Annotated in this window: 14 protein-coding genes; all 14 read right to left on the reverse strand. The window is 47.7% G+C overall.

All coding sequences use genetic code 11. The annotated features are described in order from the left end of the window. Positions 1-162 precede the first annotated feature (162 nt). The 14 genes from poxB to AC3WU2_RS24785 all read right to left on the reverse strand — a co-directional run bounded on the left by poxB (position 163) and on the right by AC3WU2_RS24785 (position 23,526). Positions 163-1,884 (reverse strand): ubiquinone-dependent pyruvate dehydrogenase, encoded by a 1,722-nt coding sequence (poxB, locus tag AC3WU2_RS24720; protein ID WP_492457650.1) that lies wholly within the window; start codon positions 1,882-1,884, stop codon positions 163-165. A gap of 310 nt (positions 1,885-2,194) precedes the next feature. Next, positions 2,195-2,959, reverse strand: a complete 765-nt coding sequence (locus tag AC3WU2_RS24725) for a glycosyltransferase (RefSeq protein WP_492457651.1) — start codon at positions 2,957-2,959, stop codon at positions 2,195-2,197. Beyond that, positions 2,959-3,564 (reverse strand): TetR/AcrR family transcriptional regulator, encoded by a 606-nt coding sequence (locus AC3WU2_RS24730; protein ID WP_492457652.1) that lies wholly within the window; start codon positions 3,562-3,564, stop codon positions 2,959-2,961. Before AC3WU2_RS24730 ends, AC3WU2_RS24725 begins: the two co-directional genes overlap by 1 nt. A gap of 280 nt (positions 3,565-3,844) precedes the next feature. Next, the gene (locus AC3WU2_RS24735) at positions 3,845-5,338 is read right to left on the reverse strand and encodes a cellulase family glycosylhydrolase (protein ID WP_492457653.1); all 1,494 of its coding nucleotides are present in this window, start codon (positions 5,336-5,338) and stop codon (positions 3,845-3,847) included. After that, a complete protein-coding gene (locus tag AC3WU2_RS24740; protein WP_492457654.1) occupies positions 5,335-6,165 on the reverse strand; it encodes a MerR family DNA-binding transcriptional regulator in 831 nt (276 codons plus the stop codon). Before AC3WU2_RS24740 ends, AC3WU2_RS24735 begins: the two co-directional genes overlap by 4 nt. An 11-nt stretch (positions 6,166-6,176) precedes the next feature. Next, positions 6,177-7,595 carry an MFS transporter gene (locus AC3WU2_RS24745; protein ID WP_492457759.1) on the reverse strand — a complete coding sequence of 473 codons (1,419 nt, stop codon included), beginning with the start codon at positions 7,593-7,595 and terminating at the stop codon, positions 6,177-6,179. A gap of 452 nt (positions 7,596-8,047) precedes the next feature. Beyond that, positions 8,048-8,362: a hypothetical protein gene (locus AC3WU2_RS24750; RefSeq protein WP_492457655.1), complete on the reverse strand. Its 315-nt coding sequence runs from the start codon at positions 8,360-8,362 to the stop codon at positions 8,048-8,050. 279 nt (positions 8,363-8,641) lie between these two features. Next, entirely contained in the window at positions 8,642-9,019 is a 378-nt protein-coding gene (locus AC3WU2_RS24755) for an alpha-helical endospore appendage domain-containing protein (RefSeq protein ID WP_492457656.1), read from the reverse strand. A gap of 140 nt (positions 9,020-9,159) precedes the next feature. Further along, positions 9,160-10,503 carry a glycosyltransferase family 2 protein gene (locus AC3WU2_RS24760; RefSeq protein ID WP_492457657.1) on the reverse strand — a complete coding sequence of 448 codons (1,344 nt, stop codon included), beginning with the start codon at positions 10,501-10,503 and terminating at the stop codon, positions 9,160-9,162. A 26-nt stretch (positions 10,504-10,529) separates the two neighbouring features. Further along, positions 10,530-11,588 carry a GT-D fold domain-containing glycosyltransferase gene (locus AC3WU2_RS24765; RefSeq protein ID WP_492457658.1) on the reverse strand — a complete coding sequence of 353 codons (1,059 nt, stop codon included), beginning with the start codon at positions 11,586-11,588 and terminating at the stop codon, positions 10,530-10,532. A gap of 157 nt (positions 11,589-11,745) precedes the next feature. Further along, positions 11,746-12,477: a sugar phosphate nucleotidyltransferase gene (locus tag AC3WU2_RS24770; RefSeq protein WP_492457659.1), complete on the reverse strand. Its 732-nt coding sequence runs from the start codon at positions 12,475-12,477 to the stop codon at positions 11,746-11,748. A 169-nt stretch (positions 12,478-12,646) separates the two neighbouring features. After that, entirely contained in the window at positions 12,647-13,564 is a 918-nt protein-coding gene (locus AC3WU2_RS24775) for a glycosyltransferase family 2 protein (RefSeq protein ID WP_492457660.1), read from the reverse strand. Positions 13,565-13,568: 4 nt separating this feature from the next. Beyond that, a complete protein-coding gene (locus tag AC3WU2_RS24780) occupies positions 13,569-14,363 on the reverse strand; it encodes a glycosyltransferase family 2 protein (protein WP_492457661.1) in 795 nt (264 codons plus the stop codon). Between the two features lie 247 nt (positions 14,364-14,610). After that, positions 14,611-23,526 carry a WIAG-tail domain gene (locus AC3WU2_RS24785; protein WP_492457662.1) on the reverse strand — a complete coding sequence of 2,972 codons (8,916 nt, stop codon included), beginning with the start codon at positions 23,524-23,526 and terminating at the stop codon, positions 14,611-14,613. Positions 23,527-23,533: the final 7 nt, after the last annotated feature.

A 23,533-nucleotide genomic window follows, 5' to 3' on the forward strand; every position in this document is an offset into this window, starting at 1 on the left:
TAAAAAATGCACCCCCTAGAATTTCATCGGATAAACCAGGGGTTTATTCCAATGTCTATTCTAAGGGGTGCACTTCAAATCAGATGGGGGCTATTTTACGCTTACGACCAAGGCAGTGGAATATTTCTGACTTCTGACACCACTTCAAAGTACTCCTATTTATTACCGAAGGAGATTGGTTTTCGCCAGTTCGATGATTTCATTGCCTTGCCCGTTCAAAACAGCTTTCAGCATCCACATCGTAAATCCGCGTGCCTGCTCGAAGTTGATCTTCGGCGGCATAGCCAGCTCCTGACGATTGACGACGACGTCCAGCACTACCGGACCGCTGTGTTCGAACGCTCGGCGAACGGCGCTTTCCAAGTCAATCGGATCCTCGACCCGGATTCCTTCGATTCCCATAGCTTGAGCCAGTACCGCAAAGTTTGGATTGTCGAGTTCCGTTCCGAATTCTAAAAAGCCGGCTGCTTTCATTTCCAATTCCACGAATCCAAGCGCACCATTATTAAAGACAACGATCTTGATCGGGAGCTTATGCTGACGAAGGGTCAATAGATCTCCGAGCAGCATGGTGAGTCCCCCGTCCCCCGACAGCGATATGACCTGGCGTCCCGGCTGTGCAACCTGCGCCCCAATCGCCTGAGGCATGGCGTTCGCCATTGTCCCGTGGTTAAACGAGCCAATAAGTCTTCTTTTTCCATTCATGCTCAAGTATCGGGCAGCCCACACAGTCGGCGTCCCAACATCGCAAGTCAAAACGGCATCCTCATCTGCGAGATCGCTGATTACCTTCATGAGGAATTGCGGATGAATAGGCGCTCGGCCGGGATCTGCAAGATTGTCCAGCTCCTCGCGGACTTTGGCATAATGTGCGGCAAAGTGCTGCAGATGATCAGGGGAGTGCGGTTCCTTTAACAGGGGTAACAGCATTTCGACCGTCGTCTTAACGTCTCCACACACCCCGTATGTGAGCGTCGTTCGCCGGCCTAGTCGGGAGGAATCCAAATCAACCTGAAGGATGGCCGCTTCTTGCGGATAAAATTGCCGGTATGGAAAATCGGTACCCAGCATGAGTAAGACATCGCATTCCATCATGGCGTGGTAGCCGGAAGAATATCCAATGAGGCCGGTTAATCCGACGGAATACGGGTTGTCGTATTCCAGATATTCTTTTCCTCGCAGCGCGATGACCATCGGGGATTGCAGCTTCTCGCACAGTTTCATGAGCGAAGCATGAGCTCCCGCGCAGCCGGCACCGCACAGCAAGGTGATCCTCTTGCCTTTGTTTAAGTAGTCGGCAAGCGTCTTCAATTCATCTGTAGAAGGGCAGACATTCGGCCGGGTGGAATGGATGACGCGTTCCGGAACGGGGCTTTCGTCGTATTCGAAAGCGGCTACATCACCCGGAAGAACTAAGACAGACACACCAGACCTTGCCGTCGCGGTTTGCATCGCCATCGTAACTGCTCGAGGCATTTGTTTCGGTCCGGTTACGACTTCACAAAAGAAGCTGCATTCCTGAAACAACATGTCCGGACGGGTCTCTTGAAAAAAGCCGCTGCCGATTTCACTGCTCGGAATATGAGCGGCAATCGCAAGTACTGGCACCCGGTTTCGATGGCAATCGTACAATCCGTTAATGAGATGCAAATTACCTGGTCCGCTGCTACCTGCACATACGGCGATTCCTCCGCTGAGGGTGGCATCCGCGCCCGCCGCGAACGCTGCAACCTCTTCGTGGCGGACATGGATCCATTCTATTTTTCCGGAACGACGGATCGCATCGAGCAAGGCATTGAGCGAATCGCCGATAATGCCGTAAATTCGCTTCACGCCGGCGTTCAGAAGGGATTCCACAATGGAATCCGCTATCGTTCTTCTCAAGGGAATCTCTCCTTTTTGTTTTTATTATATTGCCATAATACGAGCAGCCTATTCTTGATATTTCACAACGATTTAAGCCTGAACCAAGAAGAAAGCCCGACAATCCACATCTCGGGTTTGTTGGGCTTCAATTTTATTAAGTAGTCAAATTTCGGTCATTTCATTCCTTATTGTAGGAATGCTCCCGTTAGCGCAACGAGGCTGCCGATCCATGTCGGCAGCCTCGTTTTAGAGTTATTTTATTAATATGTGCTCGGATTTTACAGACAAACAATTGATGGGAGGCATTTAGTATTAGGGATACTTGATTCTATCGGATTTGATCCTCATAATATGCTTCATCAGCATATTTACGATCTGTCCCTTTCAGATACGCCATGATCAATTGCGGACGTCTCACTAGAATCCAATCGCCACCTTGATCGAATTTACGGCAAGAGGTGATCATCTGCGCTTTTTTGATCGTGCCGAACTTCTTACCGTTTTGTTTCCCCCATTTTTTTAACCGCAAAGCAAAATCAGCATCCTCTGACATCAACATCTGATCATTAAATCCGCCAATCGCATCGAAATCTTTCTTATAACACCAGAAGATGCCGACAGAGATAGCACCATATTTGAATAACAAGGGAATAATCAACATCATCGTCGATACGATTATCCCTAGCGAAACACGCTCGAATTTGCCGCTAACCCCCCCGCCAATATACGATCCTATCTGAAGATGACGATCAATCTCCGATAACATATTCGTTGTCACCCGGCTATCCCCATCTATCGTCACAAGGATGTCACCCCGAGCCTTATTCGCTCCTGCGTTGCGAATTTGCGATAGATTTTTCATATCATTCTCGACAATCACACAGTTGTAATCTCTTGCAATCTGCTCAGTACCATCCTGACAACGATTCAGCACAACAATCACTTCGACCTGACCTAAATAAGGTACCGCCGCTTCGGCGATCGATTCTAGGCAGCGTCCAATATATTTTTCCTCGTTATGCGCAGGAATGACAATACTGAATTTCACACTTGCTTCTTCTTGTTCTCCGACGAATACGTATTTCCCCATCATCACTTCACCTCATGATTTGGATTTACAATGCCTTCGAGTATCAGCCGTGTTGCCTTTCGGTACAATTGCTTCATAACCGCCTTGTCCATCAAGTGATGACTGTCACTGAGCCCTGAATAATAGCTCATGAGGATGAATGCCAGCTCTTTAGGATTCTCATGCTTGAATTCTTCGCGTGCCACACCTTCTGCCACCAATGTCTCAAATCTAGCAACGTACTCCATAATGATCGACAAGAACTTCTGTCCAACTTCTGATTCCATACCGACCTTGGCCATAAAATCTTCCCCTGCTTTATTCAGGGGCTTTTCGAGCGTGTCTACGAAGTAATCGGCGTAAGCATAAAGTTTATCGATCGACGTCTCATAAGTTGCCGACCGTGCATCCCAAGCCTCCCAGGAATGTTGGAACGCTCCTTCAGCCAATTGGATGAAGAGATCCTCCTTACTCTTAAAATGGTAATACAAGCTTCCCTTGCTGTACCCTGTCGCAGAGCAAATATCATCAATCGATGTTGCGATATACCCTTTATTCGCAAATAACTCTCGTGCTGTCATGATAATATTCGCTCTTGTTTGCTCAGCATCGTATGCTCTTCTACTCAAGAATACTCACATCCCTTTCAAAACATACCGAGTAGTCGGTATGTTCTAATCGTAATCAAATGTGGGGAATAATTCCAGTTAATTTTCTGTGGCTAAGGTGGAAATTCGCAGTCAATTGGGCGTATCTGCTTGCGTAATAATGATGCAAGAGTTCAAACATCGGTTCCATGTTCTTGACCCAAAACAATCATGTATGACGAAGACGCAGCAACAGCAGCAGCCCTGGAATTAAAGTCCTAGGCTGCTGCTGTTTTTATTGCTCTATTGGAATATAATTGCTCTATTGATGTTCCCCTACGGTAACTGTTATCCCAATGTCATCTTGCGGGGCAATAATTGAAACGATCCCTCCCTCTGAACTAGGAAAAGGACGAAGTTCGATCTCACATGCATGAGCATTCGCTCCAGAAATAACTACATCTTCCTTGGAGAGCAATGCAGCGTGGGGATGGTAGATCAAAGTCTCACCACCGGTCGGTACGTAATCCACATTTATTATGTCCGTATCATAGTCATAGTGATATCCGATAAGCACGCCCCCTGTTTCTTGTGGATAAGCGCGGTTTAATGCTATTGAGTAAGGGGATTCCTTGAATCCATCGCACCAGCACCAATAGGTATTACTCCAAAGGTACTGTTCAAAGATGGCAATCAGCGCTTTGGATAGTTCGAGGGTCGCAGGATGGTTGGTAAATGCTCCCCACTCCCCGATCAAGGTAGGAATGTTCAAACGTTCCTGTACCTTGCGATGAGTAGAATATATCAAATCAACCCGATCCTGATTATATATCTCATAATGCTCAGTATCGACTACCAGATCATAACCATGGGGAGCGTAGACCTGATGATGAACAACCGCTCCTTCATCGTTGTGTACTAATTCCAAACTAGACTCCACTGCCATATTAGCAAAATAGCTTGTTTCTAGCATCAAGAAGCCGTCCGTGTCAACCGAACGAATCGCTGCCGCCGTTTTGTTGAAAAAGGGCGCGAGAACTTCACGTTCAAATACCTGTGAAGCCTCCTTCGCGCTGTCGACCAACACTCGATAGATATCCATGTCCGCCATGCCAACAAGTACCTCTTGTTTTTTCTCCTCATCAAACCAGAGTGCGGAGAGTTGTTCCATGTTGACTTCAGTCATTCCCATGACAGTCGTTGCATAGGCTGCGATAATTGCACCAAATACCTCTTGTCCGCTTGAACCAGGATAGGGCTCGTTCATCATATCGTAGCCAATGATATTGGTACAGTCGGCAAAAAACGCTGCTGCATGTTTCCACATCGCTGCATAATGATCCTGCAAACCTATACCATCACTAGCGGGAGTGTTATCCCAAAAATGATCTAACGCTCGGTTCACTGCCGGACTTTCCAAATAAGCGTCGCTCCAAATTTGGCCAACTACATGAGGGAGGCCATCCGAGAGGGTCGCCCATTCAGGAGCTCCATCGCCATAAAGCAAACTATACAAATCCTGATGCATATCAAGAAAAACGTAGATATCATTTTGCTCCGCCCAGAGGATTTGTTGTTTGATTTTGCCTAGATATTCGTTGTCATAGACACCAGGTTCTGGCTCCACGCCATCCCAAATCAAACCCAATCGGACGACATTAAACCCCTGTTCATGAAACCATTTAAACAACTCCTCACCACAAGGGTCCACATACCCTTTGGCTTTATCCTTGCAGACCAAGTTCACGCCATTTAAAATTACCTGTGCTCCATCTTCATTTACAATTCGTTGCCCATCCGTTGTAAGCTTCTTCATCTCTCTTCCCCTTCCTCAATTTCATTTACAGGAATATAAATTTCAATGTAGTGATTGTTGTACTGATTAAATAGATTGATCTCAAGAGAATTTCCAGCAATCTTTAAGCCACGCTTAAGGATGAATTCTTTCATTTGCTCGTAATGATCGTCTAAATCGGTATAACAGTCCTTGTTAATGACCACGCATTTTCTTGCGCAAAAGCTTGGCTCTAATTTCAGGAATACACCCGCAGCTTCATCCATCGGGAAGGTGGACAAAATCCCGTTATTCAAATAACTATGGTAATTGCCCACAAGAAGGTTCTCCATCGATACGATGGATATAATATGGCAGAAATCGAGCCACTCCTGATCGGTACTGATTTTACGTATCTGCTGTTGCACTTTACTCCCAAGCTTCTTGTCTGCACTTTCCATAATAGAATCCGTAAGAAACACCCAGCTTGGATTACTTTGTACTAACTCAATAACATCTCTTTCTTCGAATCGTTGAAACTTATCTTTCAGAAAATCAAGCTTATGAGACAGGTGCTTCAAATAGGTCAACTGCCGGTCGATATCCCTCTGCTTATTAACGAGCAACTCTCGCATATCATTTAGACTGTCATCTGTGAGAAGTGCTTGAATTCGCTCAATAGGAACATCCATTGCTCTAAGCATTCTTATTGTGATTAGGGAATCTAACTGTTCAAGATAATAATAACGGTACTTATTCACGTCCCGATGCGAAGATATTAGTCCGATCTTGTCATAGTAACGCAGAGTATCAATCGGAATATTCAGGATATTAGATACCTCACCAATCGTAAATTTAAGTTTTAACATAGTCGTTTCACCTATGCCGCTCCTCCCCTTCTGGCATGATTACTGAATGCCGAGATTTCTTCCTCTTTCTTTTTGTCGAATGGATAGAAAGCTATTGGTATCAGGCCGATAATTACAGCCATAAGTGGAACCAAACCCGTGGCCAATCGAATTCCGAATACTGCGGATTCAGACTGAGTTGCCGCAAGACCGTCATAACCATATGCGCCGATTACATTGATGAAGATTACCGTCTGTACACTGGAAAAGGCAACCGTAAATAACGAGATCAGACCGTTGAATAGTCCCGTTTTCCTCACTCCTGTAGTACGCTCGTTCTCATCAATGATCAGTGAGCCCATCGGCGAAACCGCAGTTCTGATGTAGTTCACTGTGAAAACAATCAAGATGTAGGAAGCCGCCGCAGTCCAGATATTGTTGGCGAAAAATATTCCACCGTAACCGAGAACTGCAGTGATTGTGCCCCAATAGATACTTATTTTCGTACCATATTTTTTGATGAAATTTCCCATGACCGGTAGAAAAATGAGAGCGATTACATGAGTGCTCGCATCTACAACCGTAGCTACGAAACCTCCTGTTTTTAACACATCATCCATATAGTAAAGGTATGGTGTGAAGTAAAAACTAATCGGGCCGACAGTGATGACTGAGTAGAGAACATAAGTGAGGAAAGAACGAGATCTTATGATTTGCCAGGATTCGCTCAAAACAGCTTTCGATTGGATATGTTGGTTGTTGAGGGTTTCATACATTTTCGCATCATCCCGCAATCCTCGTAAAGCCAGAGTGAAGAATATCGTTTCCACCAAAATTACCGCGCTAAAGACCGGGATGATTACCTCACGCTTTCCATCACCAACCAACAGCAGAGTCGGAATCATGGTGATAAGAAACGACATACCTTGAGAGATGTAGTTTTGTATTATGTTGACATCAATACGCTCTTCTTTGGTAGGTGCTGCGATCAACGTATAAGATTGATAGGCCACACTATAGGCCGTTGCCGCTGTATCGTAGATAAACAATTCTACTGTATAGATCAGGAAAATGAGCCACTGATCCCAAGTCGGACTGGATAGCATCATGAGAAAGGAGGATATGATCATAAACGGCACCGTCACGCGCATAATGTAGACATATTTTCCACGCTTCGGTCGGTGTCTCATTTTATCGATCCATACGCCTATCATCGGATCGTTAATGGCATTCCAGATATTATAAATTATGTACACCCAGCCAATATACTTCGGACTTAGGCCAATCATATCGGTATAGTATTTAATAAACACATTGTGGATCAGAACGCCCCCAACCGATAGGACAGGTCCGGGGAGAGCAAGCCGCCATTTCTGACCTGAGGTCAGTCCAGTGCTGCTGAAGCGGAAGGCCCCTCGAATAGAACCGATTACTTTTTTCAAGAATATCATTCCCTTCTTATAAGTAGCTCGCTGATCCACAACTCCTTTAAGCCCAAGTTCCATCTTGGTTATTATAAACTATGGAGTAACTCCAGGCTCAATAGGAAATAACAAATAAAATTTAGCATTCTTCGAGAAGTGTGGAAGACAAGAAGGTTAGGGGTTGCCGGTGAAAATACTACAGGAGTAATGTCATGAATCCAGTCATTGGTTTGGATGTGTCCAAGGGAGAGAGCCATGCACACAACTTTTTTAGACCGTGGAGTACCTCACGGGAAGATCTTTAGATTTAATCATGATCTAGAGGGATTATCGTCCCAACGCCTTACAGGACGCTCCCCTTCGCCGCCACATGGAAGCAGTTTCCTCTCAAAGACTCGTATTCGCATTTCGGGAGGCAGCAGAAAGAGAGGTACCTCGTCATACGGGAGATACCTCTCTATAGAAGAGTAAGATTATAATTAATTGTTGCTATAGGAGATTTTATGACCATCCTCGAAACCTTGCGCAAATCCGGCATTAAATCCTTCATTATACGCTTGATCAAATTCTTGGTTAAATTCCTTTGAATGCTGGCCTTGATGCATCACAAGAGGCTTCGAAGTCTTTTGGCGTTTTTTACGCACAATTTTGCGGAGTCCGCGTTTAAGTACACGTTTTTTTCCTTTAACCACTCTACGTTTTTTTACCAATTGGCGGCTTACTTTTCTGACTTTGCGTAGCACTTTGACCTTGCGTTTCAGGCCAGTTTTTTTGGTTTTTACTTTTGTTAACATTTCTGTTATCCTCCTGTACTCCTCGGGTTACATTCGGTACTTTGGCGAAGACTGCAGCTTTCCACGGCTTTGTAGGAGTTCCCTTTTTATAGCGCCGAATGAACGATTTTCCTGTCGCCATACGACACAATGCATTCTGATATCTCGTTAACACTTGAAATTCCCAACCAGCTTCTTCGCTAGCTCTTTGTTCGGCGAGTCGTGTGTCGCGACGTCCGCAACCGAATCGAGGGGATACGCGATAACGCACCTTGACTTCTCGCTATCGCATGAATCAACTTAACCTTTGCTGCCCATTCCCTGCGATGAAGATCCATCATCAGTGTCTCTCGTTCCGAACTGATCACCAAACCCACCGCCTTCACCGAAACCGCCCATACCACCATCGGCCTCCCGGTTCAGTACAACCTTTAAATTATGCGCAAGTCCGTTCTCTAGCTTGGTTAATCCATCGAGGACATCCACGAGTGAATCATGAATGCCGAGAGACTCCTTAAGTAGTTCCGTATGACTCGTGAAGGTTTGCTCCGACAAATGATTCAGCGCCCAATTACGCACTTTTTCTGCTTCAACAGCTTTCGCCTCTAGAATCATAGCGACATTCCATTGGATCTTGGCAGCTGCGTCCATCATATTCAGATATGCTTGTTCTCTCATACACAACCCTCACTTCTGTTCTGCATAGGAACCCCCCTCTCAAACGTTAATCATTCGAAAAAGAGAGCCCTTAGCACTACCCTTTTACAGCATATGCTGACAGGTGTACCGTGCTACTGAGCATTCGCCCAGTTCCAAGGCTATAATTGGGGATTGCGAAACAAGGGTGGAGCAATAATCGGAAGTCCTTCGGGATATAGACCAAGTTCCTCTTGGGTCCATACCGTATGCGCACGCTCCTGCAAATGCCAGCGCATGGCCGAATTCGTATTCAAGACCCGTCTTCGCTCCATTTCGTTCAATTGGTACAGCGTCCCTGCTCCATCTTTCACGACCACGCCTATGTTATGAATCCGTGCATTCTCCTCTTGTAGGGAGACAGCAGTCCGATGCCATCGCGATAATACTTCTCCTAATTCAATTGCGTTACCGGGCGGATAGGATCGGATATCCACCTGTGACAACGAAGTGAATGCGAGACTGTGATGATCTGCTGCAAGAAGCGGATGCCTCATTCCATTCTCAATCCAATACAACGTAGGACTTAATCCCTTTACGATCATATGCGTGGGATAGAAGTCTTTCATCGTACTGGGAACGGTCCTCCTTAACTCGGAGATTGTCTGATTCAAATAATCAATAAGCTCATAAGGATTTCCCCACTTCTGGATAAAAAACTGTTCATTCCGACGATTGACCACCTGAAATTGTTCTCCAAGCTCTCTCATACTCTGGCTTCCATAATGATGAATGAACGTATCCCGAGCGATCATCAAATCCTTCTTCTGTAGACGGACCCGAATCACAAAGTCGTCGTCTTCGAAATTCCCAACCTCGTATCCTTCATCAAAATAACCCGTCTGTTCCAATAAACTTCTCCGGAACAGGTAGCAGAACCCGACAAGTCGATGCGTCTTCTGCCACTTCTGTGGATCTAACCTATTGTAATATCTTGCAAAAGTCTGCATATCTTCCACGCGGCGATAAGGAACCTCAATACATTGGTCCCCGCTAATATAATTCGTAACAGGCCCGACGAGCGCAATCTGCTCGCTGCTATACAAGCAGCGGAGCAGATTGGACAGCCAGTGGGTTGTCACAAGAATATCGTTGTTGAGGATGACGATGGACGTGCCCTTGGCCATCATCAGTCCAATGTTCACGGCACCTGCGAACCCTCGGTTCTGGGAATCGATATAACGGCGAATGGCTCTACCCAAGGAATGCAAATATTTTCGCGTTCCATCGGTAGAACCATTATCGATGACAATGATCTCATACGGCGCATCCGTGTACCACATGATACTCTCAATACATTGACGCAGCAGATCAACCTTGTTATACGTCGGAATGATGATACTCGTCATCTCGAGATGATGGTTGAACTCCGCTTGACCAGTATGACGACCTTCAAGGAATCCATTCTTATAGCCTAACGGATACATATTCAGTGATCTCTTTTTTCTCGATTTCGTGCGAAGCATCCCCCAGAACCTCCTTTATCCTTCGTCTAGATAGGTTCACCCTTCACAAGCTTGTTAGCGAGATGCCCGAAATCAATGGCGACACGACCCAGCTCTGTTGCAACCCGCTCCGAAATGATGACAGCTGGAATACCTGCTGCGACAAGTGCAATATCAAAAGCATGTGCAGCGATTTCGCACACTACACGATCCACATCGTGAATCCCTTGAACCGGCGTGACGATTCCGACGATACGTACACCACGGGATGCAAGTACATCCCCCAGCGCATGGGCTTCATTCCCGACAATCAGCACACGTCTTCCTTCGAGCAATAACGTTAAGTACCCCAATTGATAGAACAAATAGTTGATTGTCGATATGGTCATACGTAAGCCTCGATAATCGATGCCATGCGCTCGAAGTGCCGGGAATAGCATTCCTTGGAAGCTGCGCATACGAGAGACGGGAATGCCTACGATGGTGGCACGTCTAATTGAATCGGCTAGCAATTGCCGCGCTGTAGGATCAGGTAGACTAACGCCTGCATAAGCTAAAAAAGGGCCACTCTGTCGCGCTTGATCTGCAGGAATAATCAAGTCATGAGACAGCGTCAACATCTCACCATCCCCTAATCGAACGATGGACATCGGCTTCCCCGAGTCCATTGCTTCCTTCATCTCGCGGTATAGCGTAAACGGATCGACGAGAGGATGCAGGAAGTGTTGCATTTGGCTGAGCCCCGCCTGCAGAACTTCTCGCAATTCAACATTCGGCAGTACCGTAAAAGGCGGAATCATCTGTGTTAGGATACCCTCCCCGCCTTCGTAGAACCCCGTATCAAAACCTTGATCGTAGGCGCTACGCCAACCTTGATCGTAGGCGCTACGCCAACCTTGATCGTAGGTGTTCCTCCAAGCTTGATCGTAGGCGTCGTTCCTCCAAGCTTGATCATCAGGAATGGACTGGTCTCTTTGATCGTCAAGTTCAGTACCAGGTACCAGCACTTTCTCTTCCAGCTCTTCCTTATACCTTCCCAGCTTTCTTCGAACATGGTTCGCAGACGAACGATACGATACATCCGGACCTCGCAGTCTGGATTTCATTCTTGATTTACGTGAAGTGGGTCGCTTTTTACTGCTTTTCCTCGGTTTCCTGATCACCGATTTACGATGCGCTGTTTTGTTCTTACGTCTTTTTCTCGGCAGAAGGAGCATTTCAGCACCCCACTTTCTCGCAAGTCATGAAAATAATCCATCGTTCTTAAGGATGAAGTCCTCGCAGCTTGCGACCCGCTTCCTGTAAAGATTCGAATGTACCCGCATCCGTCCACCATCCGCGAAGAACACCAAATTGCAATCGACCTAATTCCGCATAAATGTTATTGACATCCGTTATTTCGAGTTCACCGCGCGCTGAAGGCAGAATCTGGTCAATGGCTTCAAAGACAAAAGAATCATACATATAAATCCCCGTGACGCAATAGTTAGATGGCGGCTTCTTCGGCTTTTCTTGTATCCGAACGATCAGATCCGGATTATTCGGATCGAATATGGGCACACCATATCGTTTGGGGTCACTCACCTGCTTGAGCAGCACACGTGCAGAACCTGGCGGTTGATCCCTGTAGGCATCAACATAAGGCGTCAGATCATCATGGAATAAGTTGTCTCCGAGCAGGACGACAAATTTCTCTTGCGGCGAGATAAAGCCCTGGGCAAGACTTAGTGCCTGAGCAATTCCACCAGCATTCTCTTGAATTTTGTATGAGATATTCACGCCCCATTCTTTACCGCTCCCTAGAAAATTCAGATAAAGTCCTGCGGAAGCTTTACCGATGATGAGCAGAATATCTTTGATTCCCGCCTTCCTTAAGCGGTCAATCCCGTAACAAATCATTGGGAATCTACCGACTGGCAGCAGATGCTTATTCATCATCTTCGTCAGCGGATAAAGTCTGGTTCCTGTCCCGCCGGCTAATATTATCCCTTTCACGCAAATCCTCCCTTTCCTGTAGAGGCCCCATCTAGATATAAATGTGAGGATCCACACTCCATTTATCCATAAATAAGCGGTGGTTACGCTTGAATACCTGCTGTAACGCTTCATTCGGCTGCTCCTTGAAGCAAGCAGAAACCTCCAAGTCGATCCACGCCTCTCGGTCTCATATCCCGTTCCTACTCGCCGCAATGCGTTTCCGCGAATGATCGGGCAACGATAATCGATTCCCGGTCAAGTTCATCGCTTGACGAATCGCTTCGAGGTGATCGCCGATAATCATTTGTGCGACAGGATTCACATGGCCTACATTACTCTTACGCACCTTATTACGTTCGATCACATTTACACTCCCAACAAGCTCAATCTTAAGTCCCCTCAAGATCGCGATCGCTTGCGCTTTTGGCGGGACCATCAAGTTGTCATATCCAATGATTTCGATCGCTCTGCGGGATAACGCATGCGGGACCGCTGTCATGGAATTCACCGTCAGATCACTGCGACCTAAGCTTCGATTCAGAAATTCTTTGCAGCGGGTCAAATCATCCCGACGATCAAATGTGGGTATGAATGGACTAATATCATTCAGTGCGACATCGATTCCTCGATGCACAGCATAGATAAAAGACATTAACGCATTTGCAGATATAGGAATATCCCCATCCACGAACAATAGAATATCCGAGGTCGAGAGCTTGGCACCGATCGCCCGCCCAACATCATGTCCGATCGGATCTGCATAATGAACAATTTTCACCTTTTCATGCTGCATAGCAATGTCATAGCTACGGTCCGTACACCCATTCAAGATAACGATAATCTCATGAACTTGCAGCTTCTTCAGTTCATTCAGAACTTCGCCAATGGAATCTTCTTCATTCTGCACGGACAGAATGGCCGACACCGTCTGCTGAAGCGGTGGGAAGACGGTCCCCGTATGAATCGGATAGCGTGGGGATAGCTCAGCGGCAGATCGTAATCTTACTTGTGATCGTGATCGCGGTCGTGATCGTCTAGCCAGACGTGGCTTGGATCTTACAGTAAGCTGCCGTTTGGCAGTAGGCAAATTCTTTCGTTGTCTCATCTGCTCACCTCACGATCTCACGATTCCGCGTCAAATCCGTGAATCCCCCGCGAACACCAAGCTCATGACTTAGCCAGTCCATCGTCTCCAAATGATCGCCAATAATGAGATTCTCTAGCGGATCACCATTTCGATTGCGAACACGACTCGGATTAAGCTTACCAACATTCACATGATGTACGGCTTGCACACGCAATCCACGTTGGACAGCCATCGCATGCGCTAAAGGGGGAATGGATAAATTCGGCGACTGGATGATATCCAGCGCTCGCCGGCTTAATGCATGCGGAACAGCTGTCATGGAAGTCCCGCGAAGATCTGGTCTTGAGAGCATGATGTTCAACACATGCTTGGCTAATATGACGCCATGCACAGTTCGTTTATGTGTCGGTCCTGAGTAGTCATTGAGCGCAACATCCGTTCCGCTAGCAATGGCTTGAACAAAGGGCCTTAATTGCTTATAAGGAATAACCATATCTCCGTCGATAAATAACAGCACTTTCCCTCTTGCCGCGTCCGCTCCAATACTGCGTCCCACATCATGGCCCAATGGTTCTTCGTAAGAGAGCAATGTCACCCTTTGCCGGGCAACAATCTTCTTGGTTCCGTCCGTTGAACCATTCACGACGACGATGACTTCCGTATTCGGGTGGATTCGCTTCGCCTCTCGAATCACTCTCGCGATCGTACGCCGTTCATTCATGGCCGGGATGATGACGGAAAGATAAGGTGAGGCATGCGGATAGGATCGTACGCTGCGTCTTGGTTTCCGAGCCCTTTTTCGGTTGTTTGCAATCAATGACGATTCACCTCCAGATCCAAGAAAAGTCCACTCCCTCATGCGTGGCATGCCTTTCTATAACCCTATATACCAGACATTTTATGTTGTACATTCCTTTGTGCGACGGCTTCTGTACTGCTTCACACGCAAAGAGGATCGCCACCCCAAGCTTTATGCTTTGGAGCGCGATCCTCTTTGTTCCTTTATTGACCTGTTACGCATAATGGCACTGAGGCTCGACGTATTGCCTAATGGTTGAAGCTCATTAACCTTTGGTTCCCATAGCGATCCACGAGATGACCGCGTTCGGTTCCGGTGTGAATCTTGTGCGCACGACCTCAACAACCGCATACTTCTCATTCTTGGATTTGAGCGAGGTATAGCATGTCGATTGATTCGTCATTGCGACAACCACATAGTTCGAATTGCCGAATGTTTCTTGGAATGGAATTGTAACTTCAATCTTCTCGTCATGCAGATTAAAGGTGAACGGTGTCATTCCAAATTGCTGCAATGTGGCTCCATTCGAAGCGACGGTCTGAACAGGCTGGAAGGATAGCTTCTCTGGGGTAACGGATTGATTCTGCAGCTTATCCGTACCAATACTATCTGTCTGAACATGCCAGGAAAGAATCGATGACGGCTGAATATGGCGTGATACGATCGATTGAGCCCGAATATGATCCGTCGTCACTTCATCCGGTCCAATATGCTGACCTTGAATAATTCCTTCAACCAGATGATGGGATTGAATCACCTGCTCCTGCAAATGCCCCGCTTCAATCTGCTGACCACCGATATGCGCTGTAAGAATCGATCCTGGGGTCACATGGGCAGAGGTAACTGCAAGAGGCGCTATTTTATTCGAAGTCACAGACTCATCGGCCAGAACCTCACTGGTTACACTGTTTTCTGGTAACTCTATCGTCATGGAGCGAGACATCGCTTGGATACAATCCAGTGTCTCGATTTGCAAATGCTCCACGCCAATGGATTGCTTAGCCAGTTGCTCACCGCCAATAACCTCAAGAGCAAGCTTATCTCGCGTTACAGCACCCTCATGCAGATGATCCGATGCAATACTGCCTGCTTCCAAATGATCGCCCTTGATACTTCCCGTCTGAAGCTGCCTTGCGCCGACGCAGCCTTCGCCAAGATGTGCTTCGGTCACGCTACCAGCTTGTAGATGCATACTGCTAATGATGCCTTCTTGCAGAGATTCACTGCCAATTGCGCCTATTTGCAAATGTGCTGTGCCGACAATACCTTCTTGCAAATGCAGGCTTCCGATGACACCGGCTTGCAGATGACTCGATGTGACAGAGGCTAGGGCCAGATGCTCCCCTTGAATGGATTCCTTCGCCAAGTGGTTACCCCTTACGGATTCGACGCCAAGATGTTCACTGCCGACAGCATTTATAGCGATCTTCTCGCGCGTCACTGCACCGTCTTGGAGATGCTCCCTACTAACGATTCCTTGCTTCAGCTGTTCGCTGCCGATGATACCTTCCCGCAGATGCATACTGCTGATCATGCCCTCTTGCAAATGAACTGAAGTAACCGACGATGGCGTGAGATGTTCAGCTCGTATACTGCCCGCCTGCAAGTGTTCCGATGAGATGCAGTTCGCTTGGAGATGATGACCTTGAATACTTCCTGGCTGAATCTGCTGTGATCCGACACTTTCCTCACCGAGATGTTCACTCTTTATGATCCCTTGCTGTAAATGCTCACTGCCAACGGAATTTGCTTGAAGATGCACACTGCTAATACTATGGTCTTGCAGATGATTTGACGCAATGGAAGCCACAGCAAGTTGTTCAGTACCCACCGATTCCTTCGCTAAATGTGCTGAGCTGATGGATTGTGGTTCGAGTTGTTCACTGCCAACGGCATGAAACGCGATTTTCTCTCTCGTAACTGCACCGTCTATCAGATTCTCTGTCTGCACGATACCCAGCTCTAAATGCTCGAATGAAATACTTCCTGATTGGATATGTTGTCCTTGAACACTTCCAGCTTGCAACTGCTGTGATCCGACACTTTCTTCGCTGAGATGTTCACCCTTCACGCTGCCCTGCTGCATATGCTCGCTTCCAATGATCTTCTCTTGGAGATGCACACTGCCGATAATTCCATCCTGCAGATGATCCGATGTAATGGATGTGATCGCAATGTGTTCGGTATTGACGGCTTCCGTCGCGAGGTGTACCGAGTTCACTGACTGTTCTTCGAGCTGATCGCTGCCGACGACACCCATCCCTAATTTTTCCTGTGTGACAACACCGTCTGCCAACAGCTTCGTATGCACGATACCTGCATGCAGATGATCCCATAAAATGCTGCCTTTCTGGATATGATGGCTCTGGATACTATCTGCCTTCAAGTGACGGGATCCTACACTGTTATTGTTCAAATGCTCATCGGTTACGCTGTCGGATTGCAGATGTTCTTTGCCAATCACATCTTCCTGCAGGTGGTGGATTCCAACAGCACCAGCTTGCAGATGATCCGCAGTCACGGCTCCTTGCGCAAGGTGCTCTGCATGAACAGCTTCCACCGAGAGATGCGCCTCTGTTACGGATTCGGATGCAAGTTGCTCCCGACCCACTGCATTTGCCGCTAACTTCTCCCGCGTAACCGCTCCATCCATAATGTTCACGTCATGAACACTACCTGCTTGCAAATGCTGCGTTCCTACACTGTCTTCAAGCAAGTGGTCCTCTGACACGGATTTAGACTGCAAATACTCCGAACCTACGATGCCTACACGTAAATGCTCACTGCCGATAATTCCATCTTGCAGGTGTTCACTGCTGATCGAATTCGCTTGGATATGATCCGATGTAACGGACTCATGAGCAAGATGCGTCGTATTGACTATTTCCGTCGCCAAATGCTTGGATGTGATCACGCCAACACCGAGCTGATCGCTGCCAACAGCATCTCTCGCTAATTTCTCCCGTGTAACGATCTCATCGGCCAGACTCTCCGTCTGTACACTGCCTGCTTGCAAATGTTCGCGTCCAATGGATTCATTACCTAGATTTACACGCTGCAGCAGCCCTGGCTCCAAATGCTCCATCGTGACCGAACCCGTTGCAATGTGTTCGGATTTCACAGATTCGTAAGCAATATGGGCTGTGTCTACAGATTGGTTCGCGAGCTGCTCTCGGCCAACTGCACCTGCACTTAATTTATCTCGCGTGATGGCACGATCCTGGATGTTCCGTGTCTGCACGCTGGCTTCCTGCAAATGATCGCTTGTTATTATGCCTTTACGCAAATGTTCTGTCGTTACGGATGCAGATGCAATATGCTCGGATGTGACCGCGTCGCTCATTAAATGTTCCGAAGTCACGGATTGATCCAGTAGATGCTCCCGTCCTACGGCTCCCTCACTTAACTTGTAACGAGTAATCGCACCATCCTGAATATGACGCGATTGAACACTAGCATCCTGCAAATGTTCTTTACCGATCAGTCCATTCGTTAAATGGGTGCTCTGAATCGTATCCGACTGCAGATGACGTGACGTAATGGCACCATCTGCAATGTGTTGTGATTGAATCGCTTCGCGAGCAATATGCGAATCGCTAACCGCATGCTCCGCGAGCTGCTCACTGCTGACGGCACCTCGCCCGATTTTACTCCGAGTAATAGCCCCATCCTGTACGTGTCTTCCTTGAACACTATTTTCTTGCAGTTGATCACTGGCGACAGCATTCTGCTGCAAATGCAGTGTCGAGATGCTGCCTGCTTGCAGATGATCGCTCGAAATCGCTCCGCTCGTGATGTTCTCTGATCTTACGGCATCGTAAGCGAGATGCGAGGAATTCACAGATTTTTGAATCAACTGCTCCCGGCCAACAGATCCGTCACTTAATTTATCTCGCGTAACTGCGCCATCCTTCAGTTGATTCGAATGCACGACACCCGCTTGCAGATGCTCATTTCGAATAATGCCCTGCTGCAAATGCGCGCTTCCAATAATGCTGTCATTCAAATGCGCGGCTGTAATGATTTGCGGTTGCAGATGCTCCGAACCGATCACTTCCATGGAGAGGTGAGCTGAGGTTACCGTGTCATGCATCAGTTGGTCGCGTCCCACCGAATCTCTGCTCAATTTATGGCGTGTAATCGTCCCATCCTCAATATTCCGATTCTGAATGATCTCTTCCTGCAAATGACTATTATCGATAATTCGTTTCTGTAGATGCGGCCCTTGAATAATTTCGAGCTGTAAATGAACATCGTTAATGCTAGAAGGTTGCAAGTGATTGGAATCCACCGCTCCTGCTGCTAAATGCGAGCTCTGAATCGCGTTCTCTTCAATCTGTTCTCTGCCTACTGACTGCGGACTGAGCTGCTCGCGCATAATGGAACCGTCTTGCAGATGCCTTGTATGAATAGCCCCTTCCTGCACATGTTCACTGCTAATGATCCCTTGCTGCAAATGAGTACTCTGCACAATTTTCTTCTGCAGGTGAGTCGTCGTTATACTATTCGGCTGCACATGCTCCATGCCTACAGATCCTGACGCCAAATGAACAGAGGTTACCGATTTATCGACGAGATGTTCCCGTCCTACAGCACCCTCACTCAGCTTATCACGCGTCACGGCGCCTTCCTGCAAATTCTTCGTGTGAACGATACTATCCTGTAAATGATCGTGGGTGATGCTCGATGACTGCAAATGATGGCTCTGAACGACGTTCTCGAGAAGATGAGTACTGGAGACGATGTGCGGTTGAAGATGTTCCGATGCGACGGAGCTCTGGGCCAAATGCGATGAAGTTACAGAACGCGGTGCGAGCTGTTCACGTCCTATGGATGCCTCGCCAAGCTTCTCGCGGGTAACGGATCCATCCTGCAGGTGACTCCCGCTAACAGCTTTCTCTTGCAAATGCTCCTCTTGTACGATGCCTTCCTGCAAATGTTTGCTCTGAATGATCCCATCTTGCAAATGCTCCGTCCCAATACTACCCGGCTGCACATGCTCTTGACCTACGGCTTCTGCGGCTAAATGGGTGGAGGTCACCGACTTCAGTACCAGATGCTCCCGTCCAACAGATCGATAACTGAGCTTATCGCGCGTTACAGAGCTATCCTGTAAATGTCGGGCTTCTACAATACTCTCCTTCAAATGGCTGCTTCCGATAATTCCAGATTGCAGATGTGCTTCTTGAATACTCCCTTCTTGCAGATGCACATCAGAGATACTGCGCGGCAGCAGGTGATCGGACCCTATCTCCATCGCTCCTATATGAACGCCTTCTACGGCTCCCGCACTAATATGCTCGGATAGAATCGAATCCTCTGCCATATGATCAGCCGTCACCGACTTGAGCGCCAGCTTATCACCGGATACGACGCGGTCATTCAGTTTATTCCGCGTGACGCTTTGATCCTGCAGCATCCCGGTATGAATGGCATTGTTCTGAATGTGCAGTTCCGAAATGGTCTGCTCACGCAAATGATGTGGAAGAATAACCCCTTCTTGTAAGTGCTCTGTCTGAATAATATTCGGCTTCAAATGGTTGGAGTCAATAATGCCCGGCTGCAAATGGCTGTTACCCACGCTTAGTGGATTCAAGTGTTCTGCCTGGATTGATCCCACAGCCAAGTGCTCGGTCTGAATAGACTCCGGTGCGATTTTGGAGGCTGATACTGCGCCTTGTGCGAGTTTAGATTCCACGATACTTCCAGCTTGAAGTTGCGCGGAGCCTACCGAGCCCGTCTGCAGATGTCCTTCTTGGATCGCTTCTTGCTTAATATGCTCGGCGAATATTGATCCTTCTGCCAGATGCTCTGGCTGAATGACGCCATATTGAATATGCGATGACTGAATCGAGCGAGGCTGCAGATGTTCCGAGAGGATGCTTCCCGGCTGCACATGCTGCGATTGAATGGCAGCTTGCGATATTTTATCCGATGTAATCGAGCTGGATTGCAGCTTCTTACCTGCCACGGAGAGATCTGCAAGATGATACGATTCGATGACACCCGGCTTGATTTTGCCGCCGACAATGCTTTCTTCCGGCATCCAATCCGAATTCAATACATCTTGGGCGAGATGCGCCGTCGTGATGATCCCTTTCTTCAGATGATATCCTTGAACGGACTCGACTCTCAGATGCTTGCTGGAGATCACTTCAAGTCCAACATGGCGGCCTTCAATCGCTCCCGAGCTAATCTTCTCACTCGTGACGGACTGATTCTGCAGCATATCCGTACGGATGGCATCCTGCTGAATATGACGTTCTCCCACAGCATGATCCTCGAGGTGCTGATCCTGAACCGACTCATCTTGGATATGCAAAGAAGTAATGGCTCCAGGCTGAATTTTGTCTTGCCCCACGGAGCTTGACGCCAAATGATCTTCCGTAATGCTCTCGATGGCGAGCTTATCACTCGTCACACTGCCGTCCGCGAGCTTCGCTGTCGATACGCTCTCATCTCTTAAATGTTGGGACTGGATCGTTTCTTGCATTAGATGACTGCTGTGAATGGCTTGATTGCGAATATGCGGCCCATCGACAGAACCGATGGCCATCTTGTCACTGGTAATACTCTGCTTCGTAAGCTTCTCTGAAGTAATGGATCCGTCCTGCAACTGTTCCGTGCCAACCGCATCGAATTGAAGATGCTCTGTCCCGACAATCTGATCCTGTAGATGCTCGGAGCTAATCGCCTGTTCTGCAATAATCGGCGAAGTTACAGCACCAGCGGATAGATGTGATGTCATAACAGCTTCGTATCCAATTTTAGAAGAGTTGACACTCTGATCTGCCAACTTTGGTGTTGTAACAGCCATGTCATTTAATTTATCTGTGGAGACACTCTCTGGAGAAATTTTGAGCGATGTCACGGCATGATCTGCCAGATGGTGGGAGAATACCGTACCCGGTCCGATATGTCGGTCACGGATCGCATTGGATGCGATTTTCTCCGCAGATACCGCCTCGTTCTTCAGCATCGGTTGACCGACGGAGAACATCTGGAGATGCTCACTGCCAATCGAACCAGCCTGAATGTGGAACGATTGAACAGCTTCTTGTGCAATCGCCTGTGATGTGACGGACTTCTCTGCGATATGGAAGGCCTGAACCGCGTCATCGGCCAGAACATCGGAAGTGACACTTTGGGAAGCCAGCTTCGCTTCCGTCACGGAACCATCGACGATGGCTTCGGTTAGGACACTATTCTTCGCTAATTTATCGCTCGTAATGGTTTCATTTGCCAAATGTTCGGTATGAATGCCTGCAAGTTCGATGTGCTCCGATTGAACCGCACGATTGTTAATCTTATCGGATGTCACGGCGCTTCTGTTCAGATGAATCTCCATGATCGCTTGATCTTGAATATGCTCCGGTCCTACGGACTCTGATTTCAAATGGCCTGAACCGATGGCAAGCGGAGCAATTTTATCGGCGACCACAGTGTTCTTAGCGAGGTGACGGGATTGAATGGCTTCATCGGCTAACTTCTGCGGAATGATGCTCTGATCCGCAATTTTGGAAGTCGTCACCGCATGGTCTACGAGTTTGACGGTGGATACCGCTTGATCTGCAAGCTTCGGCGATGTAATACTCTGATCCGCAAAATGCCATGTCTGAATTTCAGATACACCGATATGCTGCTGCTTAATCGCGTCATCTTGGAGATGCGGTGTGCCTACAGCCTGCGAGTCGAGTAACACCGACGAGATCGAATTCGGCTTCAAATGCACCGAATGAATCGCGGCAGGCAAGATATGATGGGAATCAATCTGAGCGTCCTCGATATGATCACGTTGGATCGACTTCTTCGCGATATGGCGTTTCGTTACAGCGCCTTCCTTCAGGTGGACGCCAACGACACTGCCCGGGAAGATTTTGCTCTCCGTTACGGATTCATCCTGCAACTTATCTGATGTCACCGCACCATCGCTAAGCTTCGAAGTATCGATAACGTCATTCGCGAGGTTCTCGGTTTGTACCGCACCGCTGCGGATTTTCTCGGAGGTAATCGATTGGTTCTGAATAAGATCGCTGGATACGATAAGCGAAGCCAAGTGTTTCGTCTGAATAGAACCTTCTGCGATTTTATTCGAATCGATGGTCTTGTCGGCGAGTTTCTCAGATGTAATGCTTCCGTCTTTAAGCTTCTCACCCGTGATGGAACGATCGCGGATTTTACCACTGGTGATGGATTGACGGATGAGGTGTTCACCGGATACCGATTCTGGAGCAATTTTGGCGGCGCTAATGGCTCCGTCTGCAATCTTAATGCTCTGAATGGCATAATCCTTCAGCGCGTCAGCGCCAATGCTCTCCTTCTTGATCTTCGATCCGTCAATCGAATAAGGTGCGAGCTTCTCATTCGTAACGGCACCGTCGACAAGATCGTCGGTATAGACGACCCCTTTATTGCGCCCGAACGGAGAGAAGATCCGCGAGAGGCTGTTCGCTTCATCGTATTCATGTTGTTCAAAGGCTTCTGGCACTTGCTGTACCTCGACCTTCACTTCTTGGACTGCTTCGCTCTTAACCACCTCAACCTTTGGAGGTTCAGGTAGGGCTTCTGGCGGTGTCACTTCCGCTTGAGGCTCTGACTTCGATTTGGATCGCGCTCTGACGGCTGCGCGTCGTTCTTCAACGGATTCGCTTGCGGTCTTGTTCCCTCTTGTGGACGGGGGTTGCGTGGCGCTGTCTGCTTCCGCCGCAACTTCAGATGGCGGCTTCATCGCAGATGCTCTTCTTGCTTCCAGCTTCGTCCGTGATGCAGACGATGCCGAATTATCGGATTCGGATGATTCCGGTCGCTGCTCTAGTGGCGCGGGCCTGGATTCCGTGTCTTTCGAAATCTCAGACTTCAAGCTCATCGCAAGCTTCCGTTCTTGTAATTTGACTTCTGGCTCGGATTGCAGCTGCACTTGAGCTTCTTCTATCACTTGGCTAAGGACATCTTCCAATGGGATCAATATTTCAGTGTCATCGGATTTCGAATTTGTTTCAGGCCGAGTCGGAAGTGGAGTCATCGCATTAATCGATACATCCTTTTCTTCTTGGGGATCGACGGCCGCCTGCGTTTTGTTCGCAGTTCCGAGCCAATTTAGTTCGCGAGAGTTCGGGTTATCGACATAATAAAGCGGCTTTTTCGATTTCGTCGATCTCGCCGATCTTTTCGGTTTTTTCATGAGCCCT

The sequence above is a fragment of the Paenibacillus sp. EB106-05-06-XG162 genome (assembly GCF_058791655.1).